The following is an 18,705-nucleotide window of genomic DNA, read 5'->3' on the forward strand; positions in this document are numbered from 1 at the left end:
AGCCTTTTGGGGCGGGCCGAGAGCCCGAACGTCAAAAAGGGCACATCATAGGGGAAACACCGAGCGGGCGCCGAGACCGTTCACACTACCTCGGGCCGCCTTTGGCTTTCGCCGACGGATCGGCATCGAAATTCACCTCGATGCGAATTTTCGATTTCACTTGCTCGCCGTTCAATTGGCCCGGCGCAAAGCTGGCGCCAAGAAAGGCCTGGCGTGCCAGATCGCGCAAACCCTCGGGAAGCCCGCGCCCTTCTGGCTCGACCCGCTGCACGAGTCCCTGCTCGTCGATATAGAGCGTCAAAACTTCGTTGAAGTGGCCGGTCCACAGGCCGTCATCTGGCCAAACCAAAGCGACAGGCGCCCGCAAAATCGGCGGCACCGTGAGGCGTGGCCTTGGGATGTAGCCGCTCTCATCACCCTCCGGCAAAGACGGCATTGGCGAACGGTCGAACATAGCCAAGTCAGACTCATCCCAGGGCAACATCTGCGGCGCCAGACTCGGCGCGACCGGAATAGGGCCCATCAAGAGCAAGGGAGGCACCTCTGCCCGCCCCCCCGCAGCGGATGTACCAGAACCTACGGGTTGCGGCGGCGCAAGCATGCGCATTGCCAGCGCAGGTCTAGCGGCACGGTCCCGCGACGGCGACCAATTGTGCGGCGGCGCCCAAGCGCTCAGCACCAGCAAGCCATGCGCCGAAATTGAGCCCACCAAGCAGACCAGCAAGCCGGCAACTTGGTGTTTCATCATTACTCCAGCAATTCGCGCCATGAACTGCGGCGGGCAACGCCCGCAGCTGTCGCCGAGGGATCAACCGTCTTCGCTTCGGGCTGAGAAGCATCGGTCTTGGTCACGATGGTGACGCCGGTGCCCTTGCCCAGTTGCACCGTACTCAGGCCGGCGACCATGGAACTAAGTGCCCCCGCCTTGCCCTTGCCGGTGACTACATTCAGCTGGTAGACCCAGGATGTGCCGCCGCCTGCATCGGTGCAATCGGTGGCGCTAGAGCCAGGCACATTGCCGGCCGCTGTCAAGGTATTGAAGGCCAGCTGCATATCGATATTGATGCGCTCGTGGTCCGACATCAGATCGACGTACCAGCCATTCTTGACACTCCAGTCGACCGGATTGGCGGCGTCAACGGTGCGCACACTGCCGCTGGTCACAATGGTCTGCGCCACCAAGGTGCCGCCGCCACGTGCATCGCCTAGCCCGGTTTCGGCCAAGGCGTCCTTGAGCGCATAAATACTCTGCCGCCCGCTGCTGCTTACGTCGCTGGTCCCCAGATACTGACCGGTGCCCACATAGACCACCACCTGTTTGCTGCCGTTGGCGATGATTTCGGCCAGCATCGGTTGGGTCGTGATCGGCTGAGGAGTCCCGCCCACCAAGAGTTGAGCGAGCTTGAGTGCGCCACTCTTGGGCTCGAGCAAATCATCGATATCGAAGCGCCAGACATTGCCGAGCAAATCGCCGCCGTAAAAGCGCGTCGCCAGATTCTCGCCCTCGGCATCGATCCAGGCATTGATCTTGCCCAAGCCACTGGGGCTTCCGGGCGAGCCGACGCCGGTGCTGACCGTTTTCAGCAAGGCGCCGCTATAGGCGTCGAGCACAAACAAATGGCCCTCGCCGTCGGCATTGTTATAACCGGACGAAAACGCCACTACCCAGGTGCCATCCTTGCGCTTGGTGATCACCGGGTTGCCGTAGCTCAAACCCAGCTTGGAATCCGTGAACTCCCACAGCGCCACCGGTGCCTCGGGGTCGGTCACGTCCAAAGCGTAATAGCCCTTGCCGCCGGCATTCAGCCCGCCGATCAGGATCGTCTTCCAGGCGCCACCGACAAAGACATCGGCCGCCGTCGGCGTGGCATCGACAAAGAATAGATGCTTTGACTCGTAATATTGATCGCCCAGCCTATAGAGGTTGGCCATCACCGACTTGGGAAAATAGGCCCAACGTTCTTGCCCCCCGCCGTCGTCCTTCTTGCTGGCATTGAAAGCATGGAGCATGCCGTCATTGGCGCCCACATACAGAGTCGGTGCGCGGCTCGCCTGCGCCGTCTTGTAGCTCGCGTAGCCATTCTCGGTGTAAGGGAAACCTGGTTTGCCAACGAAGACCGGCGAGGAGTTGACGATATCCCCCAGCACCGAAGTCCGGGTGCGATATTGGCTTTGCGCCTGGCCCCGCAAGAAGCTGACCATATTCGCGCCCGAATTGATTGCTGCCGCAGCGTCCGTCGTCAGGCCGGTGCATTGAGTCAGGGCAGGCGACTTGCTGCAGGCATTGTCAAAATAGCCGGTCATGCTGTCGGCAGTCAGATTCGCATAGGTGAATTCGCGCAGGCTGCCACCGTTGCCCGATCCGGGCTTGAAATAATAGATCTTGCGGACCGTCGAAGGCGACAGTTGCGCTTTGGCCGACCAGTCCGCCAAGTCAACCGGTTTTCCGTCGGCGCCTGTCGCCGAGGTTTGCACCGCGCCCGTATTGACATCGATCTTGTAGGCTAATAGGTCGCCGGTCCATTCGGACGATTTGAATTGGGCGATAAAGACCCCGTTGTCGCCCTCGACCGGCTGCAAGGTGCTGGTCGCTGCCGCTGAAGAAGCACCCAACACCGCCTTAATTGAACTCAAGGCCGCGGCCAGACTTGAAGCCAAGGTCGCGGGATTGGTGGCGCTGAAATAGTGGCCGCGCCCATTCACCGCAGCATGCCAGAGGTCGTCGATATTGACCGCCCCAGCGTTGTTTCCGGGCGCGGGCCAGTTCTTACTGATTCCGCTTAAATCTTTATAGTCACCGGAAGTTTGGGACTCGTAATTGGGGTCGTACTTGAGCGTGCCATTCATGCCCAGACTCAAGGTATAGGTGGTCATGTGCTGCCAGGTGGCGTCGTCCTTGCCCAAGGCCGAGACATCGTTTTCACACACCGATTTATCCAAGGCACCGGTGCAATTGTTGAGCGCCGAGTCGCGCAGATCGGTTTTGTAGTAATACATCGCCACATCGGCCAAGGTGTCGGCGGTCCCGCCGGAATTGGTGGTGGTCACGGTGGTGGTCTTGGCACCGACCACGACCACGGCGGCGGCGCTGCTGACGTCGGGCGGTGCATCGTTAGAGATGGTTTTGCTGACGACCGGGTCGGTCACAACATTGGTCTTGCTTGCGCCGCTGACAGAGGTTGATGCAGTTGTTGCAGTTGTTCCAAGGACGCAGCCGCTGAGTTGGACGGCCGCACCGCTATTGATCCAGGGTGTGAAGTCATTGGCACCAGCCACGGGAAGGGAGTTGCTGACCGAAGGCGTCGGCGAAGTCGTGTTGTCACTGACCGTTTGAGTACTGTTGGTTACGGTACCCGACGTTGTGTTGTCCGAGCTTTGCACCCCATCGAGCACGATGACCGTGTGTGTCCACGGAGTTGACGTGATCAAGTTCTGAACCAAGGTACGAACCGGCAACGTCACCGTCGTTTGGGTGGAAGTCGAGGTCGTCCGTTCATCCCGGGTTTGCGACTGTTCCTGTTGCTTTCCATACCCCGAAGGGCATCCGCTGGATGACTGACCAGAGACACCATAGGACCCGAACGAAGGTGCCGTCGGGTTGCCACTTACCGGCTTGGGAAATGTATAGCTGAAGGAATTTCTGTCTATCTTGGTGATCTGGAACGCCCCGTTAAAGACCGTCGGCGTGATGCCACTGAGCGTAATCCAGTCTCCTGTGCTGAAGCCGTGGTTTGACGAGGTATCGACCGTTGCTGTGCAACTGGCCGAACCGCAACTGACTGTAATTTTCGAATTATTCTTGGTGTTATAGCTATCCACCGTTGAGGGAATCACGGATTTGACGATTTGCGTCCAACCTGTGACCGGCGTATGCGTGGTGGTCGCGTCGGTGACCGTCTTGGTCGTCGTCGTTATCGTCGTGCGCCGCACCGTCGACGTCACCGTCCACTTTTCAGTCGTCGTCGTGGTCGAAGTGCCGCCGTCATACATCGGCCGTGCAGTGCCGCCGCCATCCTGCTGGCCGACCGAGGTCAGGCCATCCAATTTCAAAGGCCCAAAACCGCTGCCTTCCGCATTGGTGTTCCAGTAGCCATCGGTCGAGAGAATAGTGAAATTCTTCTGGCAGGAGTACTGCACCGGGTCATAGGTCTGATCGGCCGCGGCCTTGGCGTAATAGCGCCCCGCCTTGGAGAGCGCGGCCCGCAAGGGTGTGTAGCCACCTGGAACAGCTCCGTTGATCTTGCTGTAGAAGGTTTCCTTCTGTTTGGCACTGAAATCTTTGATATCCAGGAAGTCCGTCGAACTGGTGACCGAGTCCTGCAAGATGGTGCTGAAACCGACCCGGTATTTGTCATCCAGATCCTTGAACGCAAGCGTCAGGCTGGTCTTCATCATCAGCATGCGGGTGCTGTAACTGGCGGCCCAATCCGCATAACGCGCCGCCTCAGCAGATCCCGGCGTAACGATATTGGCGGTGAATACGCCTTTGCCGATGCTGTCGGTGATCTTGCTGCTGCACTCTTGGTAGAACACGGATTTTGTATCGAGAACGTTGCCTGGATATAGGTAATCCAAGGCCGTTTGACTGCCCGTATAGGTGTAGTAAACATTGCTCAACTTGTTGTTGCCGCTGGCGCCTACGGCCAGGGTCACGGCCGAGCCGCTGCCCACATAGAGCGTAGTGCCCAATGTACCGCTGCCCACAGCCATCGCCACGTCGACCTCCAGCACGCCGCTGGTGGAGTTCCAGGTTTTGACCTTGCCCACCATGAACTTGCTGGTGGAGCTGCTGCCATACAGCGTCACCACCATGCCGGGGAAATACCAACTGGCCGTCTTGCTGCTGGAGCTGACGGTCACCTTCACCGTACCCGTACCCACCATGCCCAAAGAAACCTCGCTGAGCGTGCGATTGTCATAGAGGTCGCTGGTGCTGCCGCCGCTCAAAAAACCGCTGGCGTGGCCGACCGTGGTGCCGGTTGAATCGACCGGTGGTGTGTAGGGCGCTGCGGTCAGGCTGGGATTGAAGGCGAGGCCATTGCACTGCATCGCCCGGAAGCCATAGACGTCGCTACCGAAGTTCGAGTCATCGGGCATGAAGTTCCAGTCCATGGACCCCGAATCGTCCAGCACAAACATCACATTGGGCTTGACCAAGGTCGTCGTCGACGTGAACAAGGGGGCGCTGGCGATGTCGGTCAGGCCGGCACGGGCCGGCGAAGAGGAGAGAACCAGTCCAGCCAGACCGATGGCGGTCAACCGATAAAGAAAGGTATTCATGATGAGGATCTCGCTGCTGAGCACAAATCAGAAATGGACCAAGGTTTCGGTGAAGCTCACCGTCCCTCTGACACCCTCGGTACGGGTGATGATGCGGTAATAGGTGCCTAGACTCCGCTCAACAAAGCGGGAGCTCGATCCGTAGGCCATGCTGCCGCGCTGGGTCGTGCTGCCCCCGACCGCAGCCACCACCGGCACCAGGCAGTCATTGGCCGCATCCGCGGGACCGGCCTGGGCACATAGCCGGGTAATGACGTAACGCACCTTGTTGCCGCCGGCGGCGGCCAACTCGATCGGCGCTTTCACGCAAACTGGTTTTCTTCCGTTCAGGCCGGACACCGCGCAGTCGCTGCCATCCCAATCAACCAGTACCAAATTGGCCAAGGGCGTTGAAATTGTGCGACCGGTTGGGTCGAGTGCGGTGATGGCAACCGGGTAATAGGCCTGCGCCGCATGCTCCCCATCCAGCATCACACCGGCATTTGCCTGCAGCCAAGTGATGGCCGCTTCGGTGCCGACTGAACCGGCCGCCAAGGCATCCTGCTTGAAGCCCAGATTTCCCAGCACCATCAAGCCGGTATTGACAGAGCGCAGCATGGCCACGGCACCCAGCGTCAACACGACCAGCGAGATCATCGCAAACAGCATCGACACGCCGCGCTGTGTTTGCTGGCGAATCTCACAAGAAAGGGATGGGCCGCCCCGACCTTTCTTGACCCCCTCGGGGGGCTGAGCCCGCGCACAAAGGCCCGAAAGGGGCTTTGTGGCTGGCAAAGGCCATTCGGCTTGCAAGCCGAATGGCGGACGACGTAAGTCGTCGGCCTGGGGGCGCTCAGAGGGCTTCGGTATTGTGTTCATCACGGTACTGCCGGTGGTTGCGGTACGGCACCGCTGGTGAAGTCGGAGCGCCACAGTTGATTGCGCAAGGGCACCAAAGTGTCGAAGACCTTGTAGCGGTAATGCTTCCAGTCGTCCGTCACGTTGGCCTTTAATGCAACGCATTTGCTGGTGCCGCAGGCCGCGCTGCCGGCCACCGCCGCAAAGCTGCCTACATCCCATAGCGGGGCGCTGGCAGTCACTTCTTCCTTTTCGTATTGAGCGCTGCGCGCCAACACCGCCACGCGCACCGCGCGCACCTGCAACCATTCGGCATTGTTGGCAGGCATGACCGCGTCAAAGGTGTCCACCACATCGTCACCATTGGTGTCTTTGCCGTAGAGCGCCTTCAGCGTGACGATATTGGATTGCAGGTCTTGGTCGCTGGAGGTCTGCGCCGCCAGATTGACCTGAGTCTGGCGCAGCTTGAAGTCGGCGGTGACCGAAAACGAGTTGTCATTGAGCGAGCCCATATTGACCAGGTAACTCCCATTGGCCGCCACCGCATCAGGAAACTTGGCCGCATTCCAACTGCCTGCATCGAGCCTGTCGATCTGCCCAACCGCAGGTGGATTGCTGGCCTGGAATACCTGACAGGCTTGGTCGGCGCCGTAGACCAGCACCAGCAAGTCACCTTGATTCACGCCCAGAGAGGAGGCCACCGCGAATCGCCTGGCCTTGTCGCCGACCGTGTCGTTCGGGTCGTAATAAGGGGCAATCAATCGGGTCGGCAAGGCAAAGCTTGCTTTGGAGCTGGCAAGAATTCGCACCGTGTCGGGCGCGCCGGCCGCACCCGCCGTGATCAACACGGGGGCCAAGGTCGGCGGCAGGCTGGCAAGAGCAGCGCCGCCAAAGCGGGCCGACAAAAGACAGCCCAAAGCCGTACCCTCGGTAGTCAGCCCATAGCCGGCCATCTTCAGTTGGCGCTGCAAAGCATAGACCGCCAGCCCACCATTGACCTGCGCATCGGAGCCTGAAGTTGCGCTGCGCTTGCTGCCTTCCGACGAACTCAAGAGATTGGCGATCACCAGCGTGGACAACAGACCCACCAGCATGCCCACCATCAGCTCCACCAAAGTGAAGCCATGGTGTTGCCGGCGAGCCCCCGAAAAGGCCTTTGCATCGTGCTTCATTGCTGCCACGCCATCGAAGATGAGAAGTTATTGCGTGACTGCTGGCCTTGCTGCCAGGACAGGGTCACCGCCATCGAACCGGTTCCAGCGTTGCTGACAAAGGCGATTTTCGCGTCCGGCAGGGTGCTCAGAACCTTCTGCCGCCAGTCGGCGCATCTGGCGTAGCCGGCACAGTTTCCATCGCTGTACTTTGCGAAATTCGATACATGGTCGGTTTGCACCAGGCCGAATAGGTCATCGACCAGATTGGACGCATCGGCTCTGAATTTGCCCGAGGTTTGCGCCTGGGTGACCGAGGCCTGCAAGCCCACCAAGCCCAGTACGCCGAAGGCAAATATCAACATGCCGATCAGCGCCTCGATCAAGGCCACGCCGGCCTGAGCTCGTCGCACCGGGTGATCAAGCGTCTTTGTTTCAAGTGCTGCGCAACGCATATCAAGCCCTTTTCAAAGCACGGGACAAATACGAGGATCACCGGCGGCAACGTCGCGATCGCACATGCGAATCGCCCCGCCGGTTTCCACCACAACACGCAGGCGGCGTGTGCCGCCGGCTGTCGCGCTGACATCGATCACACTGACGGTCGAGCCGTCGGCGGCCACTTGCCCAAGACCATTGAAGGTCACATGATTGCCCGCTCCGCCTGCGAGGGATGTGGCTTCCACGGTCAAACCGGCGGTATTTTCTGTGGCGGTGGAGCGCTGCACCAACTGCGGACTGGTGACCAAAGACGCTTCCGCTGCACAGGCGCCCGTCGGGTCAACCACGCTGACCACCCAGGCGGCCGAATCGCTGGCCAAGACGCAGGTATTGCCGGGCACCTTGGCTGTGCCATCGGCCACCAGCCAGAAGCTGACCCGGCTATTGCGTTTGAGTGCCTCCATACGGGCGATTTCGGCGCCATTGCGCAAAGACTCAGCGGCGGAACTTACCTTGAGCCCCTTGATCCAGCTGCTGACCTCGGGCATCACGGCGGCCAGCAAGGTCACAAGAATGGCCATGGCAACCACCAACTCGATCAAGCTGAAGCCGCCGAAACTGCGCAGGGCGCGGCCGCCCAGGCTCTTGGCGGCGCTATGGCGATGGTTCAACATTCGTCCCCCTTGAGCAGCCAGCAGGACGCCGTCACCGATGCACCCTTGAATTTGGTGGTGGCCTGGCCGTTGCTTTGATTCAAGGTGTAGATGTGACCCGAGGCCTGCCCCGAGGAACCGGTCGCGGTGATGGTGTAGCCCTGCCCCGAGTTGCTCAAGGAGCAAGTCATGGTGAAGTGAGTGGGGCCACTGAAACTGACGGCATTGGCACCATCACCACAGGCCGTCGTGCCGTACTTGCGGTTGTCTTGGTAGTACTGTTCGAGTTTGATGCGCAAGCTGGCCATGGACGAGGTTGCTTCGGGCAATTGGCTACGCCGGATGTAGTCTTTATAGGCAGGCACCGCCACCGCCCCCAGGATGCCGACGATCGCCACGGTGACCATCAGTTCGATCAAAGTGAAGCCGGCAGCGCGGGCTGGGTTTGATGGTTTGATTAGCGAGAGATGGTTCATGATGGCTTGGGCTCCGGATTGCTGCCACCCCAGATGGGGCCTGTTGTCGCAGCGATTGATGACATTCTCTGCAGGTCGCGCGCCATTGGATGTGAAGAACTTCACACTTCCCAACCCCCCTCGGATGAGCGGGGGGGGGCTTGCGACCAGCGGCATAAGCAGGTAACGAACTGCTACAACAAACATAGTCGCGCAAGCTTGAAAACTCGAAGCCATAAAAAAAGCCACCCCAGGGTGGCTTTTTTATCAATGCGGAAGTCGGCTCAGAGGCTGGGAACTTTTAGCTTCGCTGAAACTTCGTTTTGTAGCGAGCGGGCATCCGGCCAACGACGTATGGCGGTCGCGCAGTAAAAAGTTCACAGCCTCTCAGCGAGGCAGGTCGCTTGCGCCCATCAAAAACTCATCGACCGAGCGCGCCGCCTGGCGGCCTTCGCGAATGGCCCAGACCACCAGCGACTGGCCGCGCCGCATATCGCCGGCAGCGAACACCTTGTCGACATTGGTCTTGTAGCCGCCGGTGAAATCCGTCGACGCCTTGGCATTGCCGCGGGCGTCTTTGCTGACCCCAAACGCATCCAGCACGGTCGCCACCGGCGACACAAAGCCCATCGCCAGGAAGACCAGATCGGCCTTGATCACCTGCTCGGAGCCCGGCACTTCGACCATCTTGCCGCCCTGCCATTCGACCCGCACCGTCTTCACGCCGGTCAACTTGCCTTTCTCACCCAAGAACTCCTTGGTCGAGATCGCGAACTCGCGCTCGCAGCCTTCTTCGTGGCTGCTCGACGTGCGCAGTTTCAGCGGCCAGTAAGGCCAAGTCAGCGGCCGATCCTCTTCTGCAGGCGGCTGCGGCATCACCTCGAACTGGGTGACGCTCTTGGCGCCATGCCGATTGCTGGTGCCGACACAGTCGCTGCCGGTGTCGCCACCGCCGATCACAACCACATGCTTGCCGTCAGCTCGGATTTGGCCCTTCAGCTTGTCGCCGGCATTGACCTTGTTCTGCTGCGGCAGGAATTCCATCGCGAAATGGATGCCGCTCAGCTCGCGGCCGGGCATCGGCAGGTCGCGCGAATTTTCGGCGCCGCCGGTCAGCAGCACGGCGTCGAATTGCGCCTTCAGCTCATCCGGGCTGATGCTCTCTTTGGCCCAGTTGGTGACCTTGGAGTCTGCCGGCAGCGCTCCCACCAGCACGCCGGTGCGGAAGACCACGCCTTCGGCCTCCATCTGCGCGACGCGGCGGTCGATGTGCGACTTTTCCATCTTGAAGTCGGGGATGCCATAACGCAGCAGGCCGCCGACGCGGTCGTTCTTTTCGAACAGCGTCACGCTGTGGCCGGCGCGGGCCAGTTGTTGGGCGGCGGCCATGCCGGCCGGGCCGGAGCCGACCACGGCCACCGTTTTGCCGGTCTTGGCTTTGGGCAAAACCGGCTTGACCCAACCCTCGGCCCAAGCGCGGTCGATGATCGCGTGCTCGATCGACTTGATGCCAACCGCGTCATCATTGACGTTCAGCGTGCAGGCGGCCTCGCAAGGTGCGGGGCAGATGCGGCCGGTGAACTCGGGGAAGTTGTTGGTGCTGTGCAGCACGGTGATGGCATTGGCCCAGTCGCCCCGGTAGACCAGATCATTGAAGTCCGGAATGATGTTGTTGACAGGGCAGCCGCTGTTGCAAAACGGTGTGCCGCAATCCATGCAGCGCGCGCTTTGCAGCTTCGCCTGATCGGCGCTCAGGCCGATGACGAATTCCTTGTAGTTCTTGAGCCTTGTGGCGACGGGTTCATAACCCTCTTCCAAGCGCTCTTGCTCCATAAAGCCGGTGATTTTTCCCATGACAATCTCTCTCTTATGCCTTGACGGACTTGGCGGCAGGCGCTTTGGCTTGCTCAATGGTTTCGACGGCCTGCTTGGCGGCATGCATCTCGCCCAAGGCGCGGCGGTATTCATGCGGGAACACCTTGACGAACTTGGCGCGTGAGTCGGCCCAATGGTCCAGCAGATCACGAGCGCGCTGGCTGCCGGTCCAGCGGTGGTGGTCTTCCAGCATCTTCTTCAGGATCGCCTCATCGGTCTGCGCTGCCGCATCGCCCAAGTGATGCCAGACGGCGCGGTCAACGGTGGCTTCTTGCTCGGCCGAGGGCAAAAGTTTGTCCAAGGCAACCATAGAGGTATTGCAGCGCTTGGCGAACTGACCGTCTTCGTCATAGACATAAGCGATACCGCCGCTCATGCCGGCCGCGAAGTTGCGGCCGGTCTTGCCCAGCACGACGACGGTGCCGCCGGTCATGTATTCGCAGCCATGGTCGCCGGTGCCCTCGACCACCGCCGAGGCGCCGGACAGGCGCACCGCAAAACGCTCGCCGGCCACGCCACGGAAGAAGGCCTCACCGCGGGTCGCGCCGTACAAGACGGTGTTGCCGACAATGATGTTCTTGGTCGCGTCGCCACGGAAGTCGATGCTAGGTCGCACCACAATGCGGCCGCCCGACAGGCCCTTGCCGGTGTAGTCGTTCGCGTCACCGATCAAGTAGAACGTGATGCCTTGGGCCAAGAATGCGCCGTAGCTCTGACCGCCGGTGCCTTCCATCTGGATGAAGATGGTGTGGTCCGGCAGGCCTTCGGGGCGGCGGCGGATCAACTCTCCCGACAACATCGCGCCGACAGTGCGGCGCACATTCGTCACCTCCTGCATGAACTGGACCTTCTCGCCCTTCTCGAAAGCAGGCAAGCATTTCTCGATCAGCTTGACGTCGAGCGCACGCTCCAGGCCATGCTCTTGCACATCGTTATGGATGCGCGCCACATCGGCGCTCAAGACCGGGCGGTGGAAGACGCGGGAGAAGTCCAGCCCCTTGGCCTTCCAGTGCGAGATGCCCTTCTTGGTGTCGAGCAGGTCGCTGCGGCCGATCAGCTCGTCGAACTTGCGCATGCCCAGTTGTGCCATGATCTGGCGCGCTTCTTCGGCGATGAAGAAGAAGAAATTGACGACATGCTCGGGCTTGCCGGTGAACTTGGCGCGCAAGACCGGGTCTTGCGTGGCCACGCCGACCGGGCAGGTGTTCAGATGGCATTTGCGCATCATGATGCAGCCTTCGGCGACCAGCGGCGCGGTTGCGAAGCCGAACTCGTCGGCGCCCAAGAGCGCGCCGATGACGACGTCACGGCCGGTCTTCATCTGACCGTCGGCCTGCACGCGCACGCGTCCGCGCAGACGATTCAGGACCAGGGTCTGCTGCGTCTCGGCTAGGCCCAACTCCCAAGGCGTGCCGGCATGCTTGATCGAGGACCAGGGCGATGCGCCGGTGCCGCCGTCATGACCGGCGATCACCAAGTGATCGGCCTTGGCCTTGGTGACGCCCGCGGCAATCGTGCCCACACCCACTTCAGAAACCAGCTTGACCGACACATCGGCGCGCGGGTTGACGTTCTTCAGGTCGTGGATCAGCTGCGCCAGATCCTCGATCGAATAGATGTCATGGTGCGGCGGCGGCGAGATCAGGCCCACGCCCGGCACCGAGTAACGCAACATGCCGATGTACTCGGACACCTTGCCGCCGGGCAGCTGACCACCCTCGCCCGGCTTGGCGCCCTGGGCCATCTTGATCTGGATCTGGTCAGCGCTGACGAGATATTCGGTCGTCACACCGAAGCGGCCCGACGCGACCTGCTTGATCTTGGAGCGCAGCGAGTCGCCTTCCTTGAGCTCGTAATCGACCGCGATGACCTTGTTGCCGATCACGTCCGACACCTTGGTGCCGGCGACGATCTTGATGCCCTTGAGCTCATTGCGATAACGCGCAGGATCCTCGCCACCCTCGCCGGTATTGCTCTTGCCGCCGATGCGGTTCATCGCCACGGCCAAAGTGGCATGCGCCTCGGTGCTGATCGACCCCAAGGACATGGCGCCGGTGGCGAAACGCTTGACGATTTCTTTCGCCGACTCGACCTCGTCCAGCGGGATCGCCTTGCTCGGATCAAACTTGAACTCGAACAGGCCGCGCAAGGTCATGTGACGCTTGCTCTGGTCGTTGATGATTTGCGCGTATTCCTTGTAGGTGTCGAACTTGCCGCTGCGCGCACTGTGCTGCAGCTTGGCGATCGCGTCCGGCGTCCACATATGCTCTTCGCCACGCGCGCGCCAGGCGTACTCGCCGCCGGCGTCCAGCATGCTGTCCAGCACCGGGTCGTCGCCGTACGCGGCGCGGTGCAAGCGGATCGCTTCTTCGGCCACCTCGAACACGCCGATGCCGCCCACTTGCGTCGGCGTGCCGCGGAAGTACTTCTCGACGAAGTCGGTCTTCAGGCCGATCGCCTCGAAGATCTGCGCGCCGCAATACGACATATAGGTCGAGATGCCCATCTTGGACATGATCTTGGACAGCCCCTTGCCGATGCCCTTGATGTAGTTGTAGATCGCCTTGTCGGCCGACAGATCGCCCGGCAAGCCGGCGGCGATATCGCTCAAGGTTTCCAAGGCCAGATAGGGGTGAACCGCCTCGGCGCCAAAGCCGGCCAACACGGCAAAGTGGTGGACCTCGCGGGCGCTGCCGGTCTCGACCACCAAGCCGGCGGTCGTGCGGCGACCTTCGCGCACCAGATGATGGTGGATGGCGGACAGCGCCAGCAAGGCGGGAATAGCCACCCGGCTTTCGCTCAGACCACGGTCGGTGATGATCAAAATGTTGTGGCCGCTCTTGATCGCATCGACCGACTCGGCGCACAGCGAAGCCAGCTGTGCCTCGACGCCTTCATGGCCCCAGGCGAGCGGATAAGTAATGTCCAGTTCATACGGCTTGAACTTGCCATGCGTATGCGCCTCGATCTGGCGCAGACGCGCCATGTCCTTGAAGTCCAGCACCGGCTGTGACACTTCCAGACGCATCGGCGGATTGACCGCGTTGATGTCCAGCAGATTCGGCTTCGGGCCGATAAAGCTGTTCAGCGACATCACGATCGCTTCGCGGATCGGGTCGATCGGCGGGTTGGTAACCTGGGCGAACAACTGCTTGAAATAGTTGAACAGCGGCTTGTCCTTGGACGACAGCACGGCCAAGGGCGAGTCATTGCCCATCGAGCCCAGCGCTTCTTCGCCATTGGTGGCCATCGGCGCCATCAGGAATTTGATGTCTTCTTGCGTGAAACCGAAGGCTTGCTGACGGTCCAAGAGTGAGGATTCAAAGGCGACCGGCTTGGTATCGATCACTGCGATGTCATCCAGCTTGACGCGAACGTTCTCGATCCACTGCCGATAAGGGCGGGCGTTGGCGTATTGGTTCTTCAGCTCTTCGTCGTCAATGATGCGGCCTTGTTCCAGGTCGATCAGGAACATCTTGCCCGGTTGCAGACGCCACTTCTTGACGATCTTGTTTTCGGGGATCGGCAGCACGCCGCTTTCGGACGCGAGGATGACCAGGTCGTCATCGGTGATGCAGTAACGCGCAGGGCGCAGGCCATTGCGGTCGAGTGCGGCGCAGACCTGGCGACCATCGGTGAAGACCATCGCGGCCGGGCCGTCCCAAGGCTCCATCATCGCAGCGTGGTATTCATAGAAAGCGCGGCGGCGCTGATCCATCATCTCGTGCTGCTCCCAGGCTTCCGGGATCATCATCATCGCGGCATGAGCAAGCGGGTAGCCGGCCATCGTCAACAGCTCGATTGCGTTGTCGAAGGTGGCGGTGTCGGACTGGTGCTCGAAGCTGATCGGGTAGAGCTTTTCGAGATCGTCGCCCAAGACCGGCGACTTCATCACGCCTTCGCGGGCGCGCATCCAGTTGAAGTTGCCCTTGACCGTGTTGATCTCGCCGTTGTGGGCGACCATGCGGTAGGGGTGGGCCAGCGGCCACTCGGGGAAGGTATTGGTCGAGAAGCGCTGGTGCACCAAGGCGATGGCGGAGACCACGCGCGGGTCGGCCAAGTCCTTGTAGTAACTGCCTACTTGGTCGGCCAGCAGCAGGCCCTTGTAGATGATGGTGCGGCAGCTCATGCTGGGCACGTAATACTCGCGGCTGTGGGTCAGCTGCAGCGCCTGAATGGCGCTGGAGGCCGTCTTGCGGATCACGTAGAGCTTGCGCTCCAAGGCATCGGGAACAATGATATCCGGGCCGCGGCCAATGAAAATTTGGCGAATGATCGGCTCTTTGGCACGCACGGTCGGCGACATCGGCATCTCGGCATCGACCGGCACATCGCGCCAGCCCAGCAAGACCTGACCCTCGGCCTTGATCGCGCGGGCCAATTCCTGCTCGCAAGCCAGTCGCGACGCATGCTCCTTGGGCAGGAAGATCATGCCGACGCCATATTCGCCGGGCGGCGGCAGGTCAACGCCCTGAACGGCCATCTCAGCGCGGAAATACTCGTCCGGAATCTGGATCAAGATGCCGGCACCGTCGCCCATCAGCTTGTCGGCACCGACCGCACCCCGGTGGTCGAGGTTCTCGAGAATCTTCAGCCCCTGCTGGACGATCGAATGCGCCTTCAGACCCTTGATATGCGCAACAAAGCCAAGGCCGCAGGCGTCTTTCTCATTCTGTGGCCGGTACAGGCCATGCGCGGCCAAGTCTTGCTTCTCAGCTTGTTGTTGCTGCAGCTCTTGCGTTTGCTCAAAGCCTGCTGCGGCCTGGGTCGATCGGGTCATGGCGCGGTCCTCGGTAATCCACTACAGACCGAAGGTTACTGCAGCGCAGCAAAGTCATCAAGCCAAATTAAATAGGGTCAGGTTCATTTAAGTTACCTGCGCTTCAATTAACGCAAATTAAATGGGGTCAGGTTCATTTATCGACTCACTTGATGTCTGCTTTTTGGGCCGGCCCCTTGGCCTGACCTCCAGCGGCAGCAAGGTTTTTTCGGCCAAGCTCCGCAAGAATCCTGCCGAACCCAGCGGCCGCCCCTTCATCGCAGACTCATGGAATTGCAGGCGTTCAGTTTCGGACAATCCTTGATTCAGCAGTTCGCGATAGGCCAAGTCCCTTTCGAACGGGGTGTTGCCAGTTGACCAGAACATAGGGTGATCGTTGACCAGTGGATCACTGCGTCGACCCAGATGATGCGCACAGCTGGACCAACGATAGTCTTCAGCATTGGCACATATGCCTGCTCGAACCGGGTTCAACTCGATATAGCGCATGCAGGCCATCAAGTAATGCTCACTATCGATCAGGGCGGCCCGAAATCGCCCCTCCCAAAGCGTGCCACTGCGTTCGTACTTGTGGTTAAACCACCCCACATAGCGGCGCCCATGCGCCTGCATCATTTGACTGATACCCTCCTCCGCCTCGGGTGTAGCGAGCAGATGCAGGTGGTTGTCCATTAGCACATAGGCATGAATGGCGACCTTATGAGTGAGGGCGCAGTCGTGCAACTGCTCCAAGTAATGCTGGCGATCTGCATCCGCAAGAACAATGGGCTGGCGGTTGTTGCCGCGCTGTATGACGTGGTGTGCCTGCCCGGCAAGCATGAGGCGTGGAAGTCTGGCCATGGGTGTCCGCCCGGCTGAATGGGCGCAGTAAATGAACCTGACCCCATTTTACAGATTCAATTAAATGAACCTGACCCTATTTAAGGAGGGATTCAAAACAAGGACAGGCCGGTCAGCCTCTGATGCTCGCGGATGGCGAAGCGGTCGGTCATGCCGGCGATGTAGTCGGCGCAGGCACGCGGCAGATCGCTTGGGTCGATCTCTTGCAAATATTCGGCCGGCATTTGCTGCGGGTCGGAGGCGTAGATGCGAAACAAGTCGCGCAGCACTTGTTCGGCCCTTGCCCGCGTGGCTTGAACCTGGCTGTGGCGATAGAGTTGGGCAAAAAGGAAACGCTTCAACTCGGTGCTCGCGGCGCGCATTGCCGGGCTAAAGCGTAATAAAGGACCGGCCAATCGCACCGCCTGTACGTCAGCGGCTTGGGCTGCCTCCAACGCCGCTCCCGTGGCATCGATGATGTCGTAGACCTGGGCCGACAGCATGCGGCGTATGGTTTCTGCCAGCAGGCGCTTGCCATTCAAGCTTGGGTAGGCGGCGAGCGCCTCGCGCAGATAGGTTTGCACCAAAGGCACGGTTTCCAACTGTTCCAAGTCCAGCAATCCAGACCTTACCCCATCGTCAATGTCATGCGAGTTATAGGCCACCTCGTCAGCCAGATTGCAGAGTTGCGCCTCTAGGCTCGGCTGATGGCCAAGCAGGAAGCGCTCACCGACCCCACCGGGCTCGGCCGCCTCCAGCAGCAAAGCATTTCGACGAGCACAATGTTTGAGAATACCCTCCCGGGTCTCGAAACAAAGATTAAGTCCATCGAACGCCGGATAACGTTGCTCCAACTTATCGACCACGCGCAGGGATTGCAAGTTGTGCTCGAAGCCACCGTGGCCCTGCATGCAGTCGTCCAGCACATCTTGCCCGGCATGACCAAAGGGCGTGTGGCCCAGATCATGGGCCAAAGCAATCGCCTCGATCAAATCCTCATCGAGCCGCAAGCTGCGACCGATTGAACGCCCCAGCTGAGCCACCTCCAGCGAATGGGTCAACCTGGTGCGAAACAGGTCTCCCTCGTGATTCAGAAAAACTTGCGTCTTGTAGACGAGACGCCGAAAAGCCGTGCTGTGAATGATGCGGTCGCGGTCGCGTTGGAACTCGCTGCGCGTCGGCGCCGGTGCCTCGAAGACACGCCGGCCTCGGCTTTGCGCCGGGTCGCAAGCATAGGCGGCTCGCGTAACAGGCATGGTAGCGAGCTCAGGCACAGTGGGTGGCCAACACCATCTCGACCAACTCATCGGGCGCCGCATGCATGCCCGCTTTGCCCAGACCCTCGACCAGAACGAATCGAATTTCGCCACCCTCGGCCTTTTTATCGACCCGCATCAGATCCAGGTAGCGCTGCGCGCCTAAGGGCGGCCCGACCACTGGCAGCCCGGCGCGCTCAATCAAGGCTCGCATACGAGGCAAAAACTCGGCCGGCATTAAACCAAGCCGCACCGACAAATCACTGGCCATCACCATGCCGCATCCGACGGCTTCACCGTGCAGCCATTCACCGTAACCTAACCCGGTCTCGATTGCATGACCAAAGGTATGGCCGAAATTCAGGATCGCGCGCAAGCCCTGCTCGCGTTCGTCTTGCCCCACCACCCAAGCCTTGATCTCACAGCACCGCTTGACGGCATAGGCCAACGCCGACTTATCGCGCGCCAGCAGGGCGTCTAGGTTTACTTCGATCCAATCCAGAAAGGCCGCATCGGCAATCGGCCCATACTTGATCACCTCGGCTAACCCGGCAGAAAGCTCACGTTGGGACAAGGTATCGAGCGTATCAAGATCAGCGATCACACGAGCCGGTTGATAGAAAGCGCCCAGCATATTCTTGCCCAGCGGATGGTTGATGGCGGTCTTGCCGCCAACCGAAGAGTCGACCTGCGCCAGCAAGGTGGTCGGCACCTGCACAAAGGGCACACCGCGCATATAGACGGAGGCCGCGAAACCGGTCATGTCCCCGATCACGCCGCCGCCCAAGGCAAACAGCACGGTCTTGCGGTCAGAGGCGGTCTCAAGCAGGCGGTCAAAAATCAAGTTCAATGACGCCCAATCTTTGAACTGTTCACCATCGGGCAAAAGTACGGCATCCACGCGAGCGTAATACTTCGACAACTGCGCCCGCAGACGCTGCAGATAAAGCGGCGCGACGGTTTCATTGCTGACAATCAAGGCGCTGGCGGCCTTGGACAAGCCCTGCCAGCTGCTAGGCTCATCCAATAAGCCGGAGCCGATCAGGATGTCATAGCCCCGCTGCCCCTCATCGAGCACGATGGGGACCAACTGGGCCTGGTTGAGAGTTTTTTGGCGAGTATCTGCAGTCATGGCTGCAAGTGTACGGGGCGAGTCAA

The 18,705-nt window shown here is 60.4% G+C and carries 12 protein-coding genes; all 12 read right to left on the bottom strand.

Annotated elements, in window-relative coordinates:
• Positions 1–85: 85 nt before the first annotated feature.
• The 12 genes from LNV07_RS10480 to aroB all read right to left on the bottom strand — a co-directional run bounded on the left by LNV07_RS10480 (position 86) and on the right by aroB (position 18,679).
• A complete protein-coding gene (locus LNV07_RS10480) occupies positions 86–745 on the bottom strand; it encodes an energy transducer TonB (protein WP_263571101.1) in 660 nt (219 codons plus the stop codon).
• Between the two features lie 2 nt (positions 746–747).
• Positions 748–5,280, bottom strand: coding sequence for a PilC/PilY family type IV pilus protein (locus LNV07_RS10485; protein WP_263571102.1), 4,533 nt, complete (start codon positions 5,278–5,280; stop codon positions 748–750).
• Between the two features lie 27 nt (positions 5,281–5,307).
• The gene (locus LNV07_RS10490; protein WP_263571103.1) at positions 5,308–5,934 is read right to left on the bottom strand and encodes a pilus assembly PilX family protein; all 627 of its coding nucleotides are present in this window, start codon (positions 5,932–5,934) and stop codon (positions 5,308–5,310) included.
• 203 nt (positions 5,935–6,137) lie between these two features.
• Positions 6,138–7,289, bottom strand: a complete 1,152-nt coding sequence (locus LNV07_RS10495; RefSeq protein WP_263571104.1) for a PilW family protein — start codon at positions 7,287–7,289, stop codon at positions 6,138–6,140.
• Entirely contained in the window at positions 7,286–7,681 is a 396-nt protein-coding gene (locus LNV07_RS10500; protein WP_263571105.1) for a PilV family protein, read from the bottom strand. The genes LNV07_RS10495 and LNV07_RS10500 overlap by 4 nt, the downstream gene beginning before the upstream one ends.
• A gap of 54 nt (positions 7,682–7,735) precedes the next feature.
• Positions 7,736–8,383: a GspH/FimT family pseudopilin gene (locus LNV07_RS10505; RefSeq protein WP_263571106.1), complete on the bottom strand. Its 648-nt coding sequence runs from the start codon at positions 8,381–8,383 to the stop codon at positions 7,736–7,738.
• Positions 8,377–8,838 (bottom strand): type IV pilin protein, encoded by a 462-nt coding sequence (locus tag LNV07_RS10510; RefSeq protein ID WP_263571107.1) that lies wholly within the window; start codon positions 8,836–8,838, stop codon positions 8,377–8,379. Before LNV07_RS10510 ends, LNV07_RS10505 begins: the two co-directional genes overlap by 7 nt.
• A 366-nt stretch (positions 8,839–9,204) precedes the next feature.
• Complete coding sequence (locus LNV07_RS10515; protein ID WP_263571108.1) at positions 9,205–10,671, bottom strand: glutamate synthase subunit beta; 1,467 nt, start codon at positions 10,669–10,671, stop codon at positions 9,205–9,207.
• Positions 10,672–10,684: 13 nt separating this feature from the next.
• The gene (locus LNV07_RS10520) at positions 10,685–15,472 is read right to left on the bottom strand and encodes a glutamate synthase-related protein (protein ID WP_263571109.1); all 4,788 of its coding nucleotides are present in this window, start codon (positions 15,470–15,472) and stop codon (positions 10,685–10,687) included.
• A 117-nt stretch (positions 15,473–15,589) separates the two neighbouring features.
• Entirely contained in the window at positions 15,590–16,312 is a 723-nt protein-coding gene (locus LNV07_RS10525; RefSeq protein ID WP_263571110.1) for a transposase, read from the bottom strand.
• A 92-nt stretch (positions 16,313–16,404) separates the two neighbouring features.
• Positions 16,405–17,547 carry a deoxyguanosinetriphosphate triphosphohydrolase gene (locus LNV07_RS10530; protein WP_263571111.1) on the bottom strand — a complete coding sequence of 381 codons (1,143 nt, stop codon included), beginning with the start codon at positions 17,545–17,547 and terminating at the stop codon, positions 16,405–16,407.
• 10 nt (positions 17,548–17,557) lie between these two features.
• The gene (aroB, locus tag LNV07_RS10535) at positions 17,558–18,679 is read right to left on the bottom strand and encodes a 3-dehydroquinate synthase (RefSeq protein ID WP_263571112.1); all 1,122 of its coding nucleotides are present in this window, start codon (positions 18,677–18,679) and stop codon (positions 17,558–17,560) included.
• Positions 18,680–18,705 lie beyond the last annotated feature (26 nt).

Source organism: Roseateles oligotrophus, from assembly GCF_025717515.1.
Taxonomy (GTDB): Bacteria; Pseudomonadota; Gammaproteobacteria; order Burkholderiales; family Burkholderiaceae_C; genus Paucibacter_A; species Paucibacter_A oligotrophus.

Coding starts and splice junctions, on each gene's coding strand:
- LNV07_RS10515 (WP_263571108.1), bottom strand. CDS start 10,671: ATGGGAAAAATCACCGGCTTTATGGAGCAAGAGCGCTTGGAAGAGGGT.
- aroB (WP_263571112.1), bottom strand. CDS start 18,679: ATGACTGCAGATACTCGCCAAAAAACTCTCAACCAGGCCCAGTTGGTC.
- LNV07_RS10480 (WP_263571101.1), bottom strand. CDS start 745: ATGAAACACCAAGTTGCCGGCTTGCTGGTCTGCTTGGTGGGCTCAATT.
- LNV07_RS10530 (WP_263571111.1), bottom strand. CDS start 17,547: ATGCCTGTTACGCGAGCCGCCTATGCTTGCGACCCGGCGCAAAGCCGA.
- LNV07_RS10495 (WP_263571104.1), bottom strand. CDS start 7,289: ATGAAGCACGATGCAAAGGCCTTTTCGGGGGCTCGCCGGCAACACCAT.
- LNV07_RS10525 (WP_263571110.1), bottom strand. CDS start 16,312: ATGGCCAGACTTCCACGCCTCATGCTTGCCGGGCAGGCACACCACGTC.
- LNV07_RS10520 (WP_263571109.1), bottom strand. CDS start 15,472: ATGACCCGATCGACCCAGGCCGCAGCAGGCTTTGAGCAAACGCAAGAG.
- LNV07_RS10485 (WP_263571102.1), bottom strand. CDS start 5,280: ATGAATACCTTTCTTTATCGGTTGACCGCCATCGGTCTGGCTGGACTG.
- LNV07_RS10505 (WP_263571106.1), bottom strand. CDS start 8,383: ATGTTGAACCATCGCCATAGCGCCGCCAAGAGCCTGGGCGGCCGCGCC.
- LNV07_RS10510 (WP_263571107.1), bottom strand. CDS start 8,838: ATGAACCATCTCTCGCTAATCAAACCATCAAACCCAGCCCGCGCTGCC.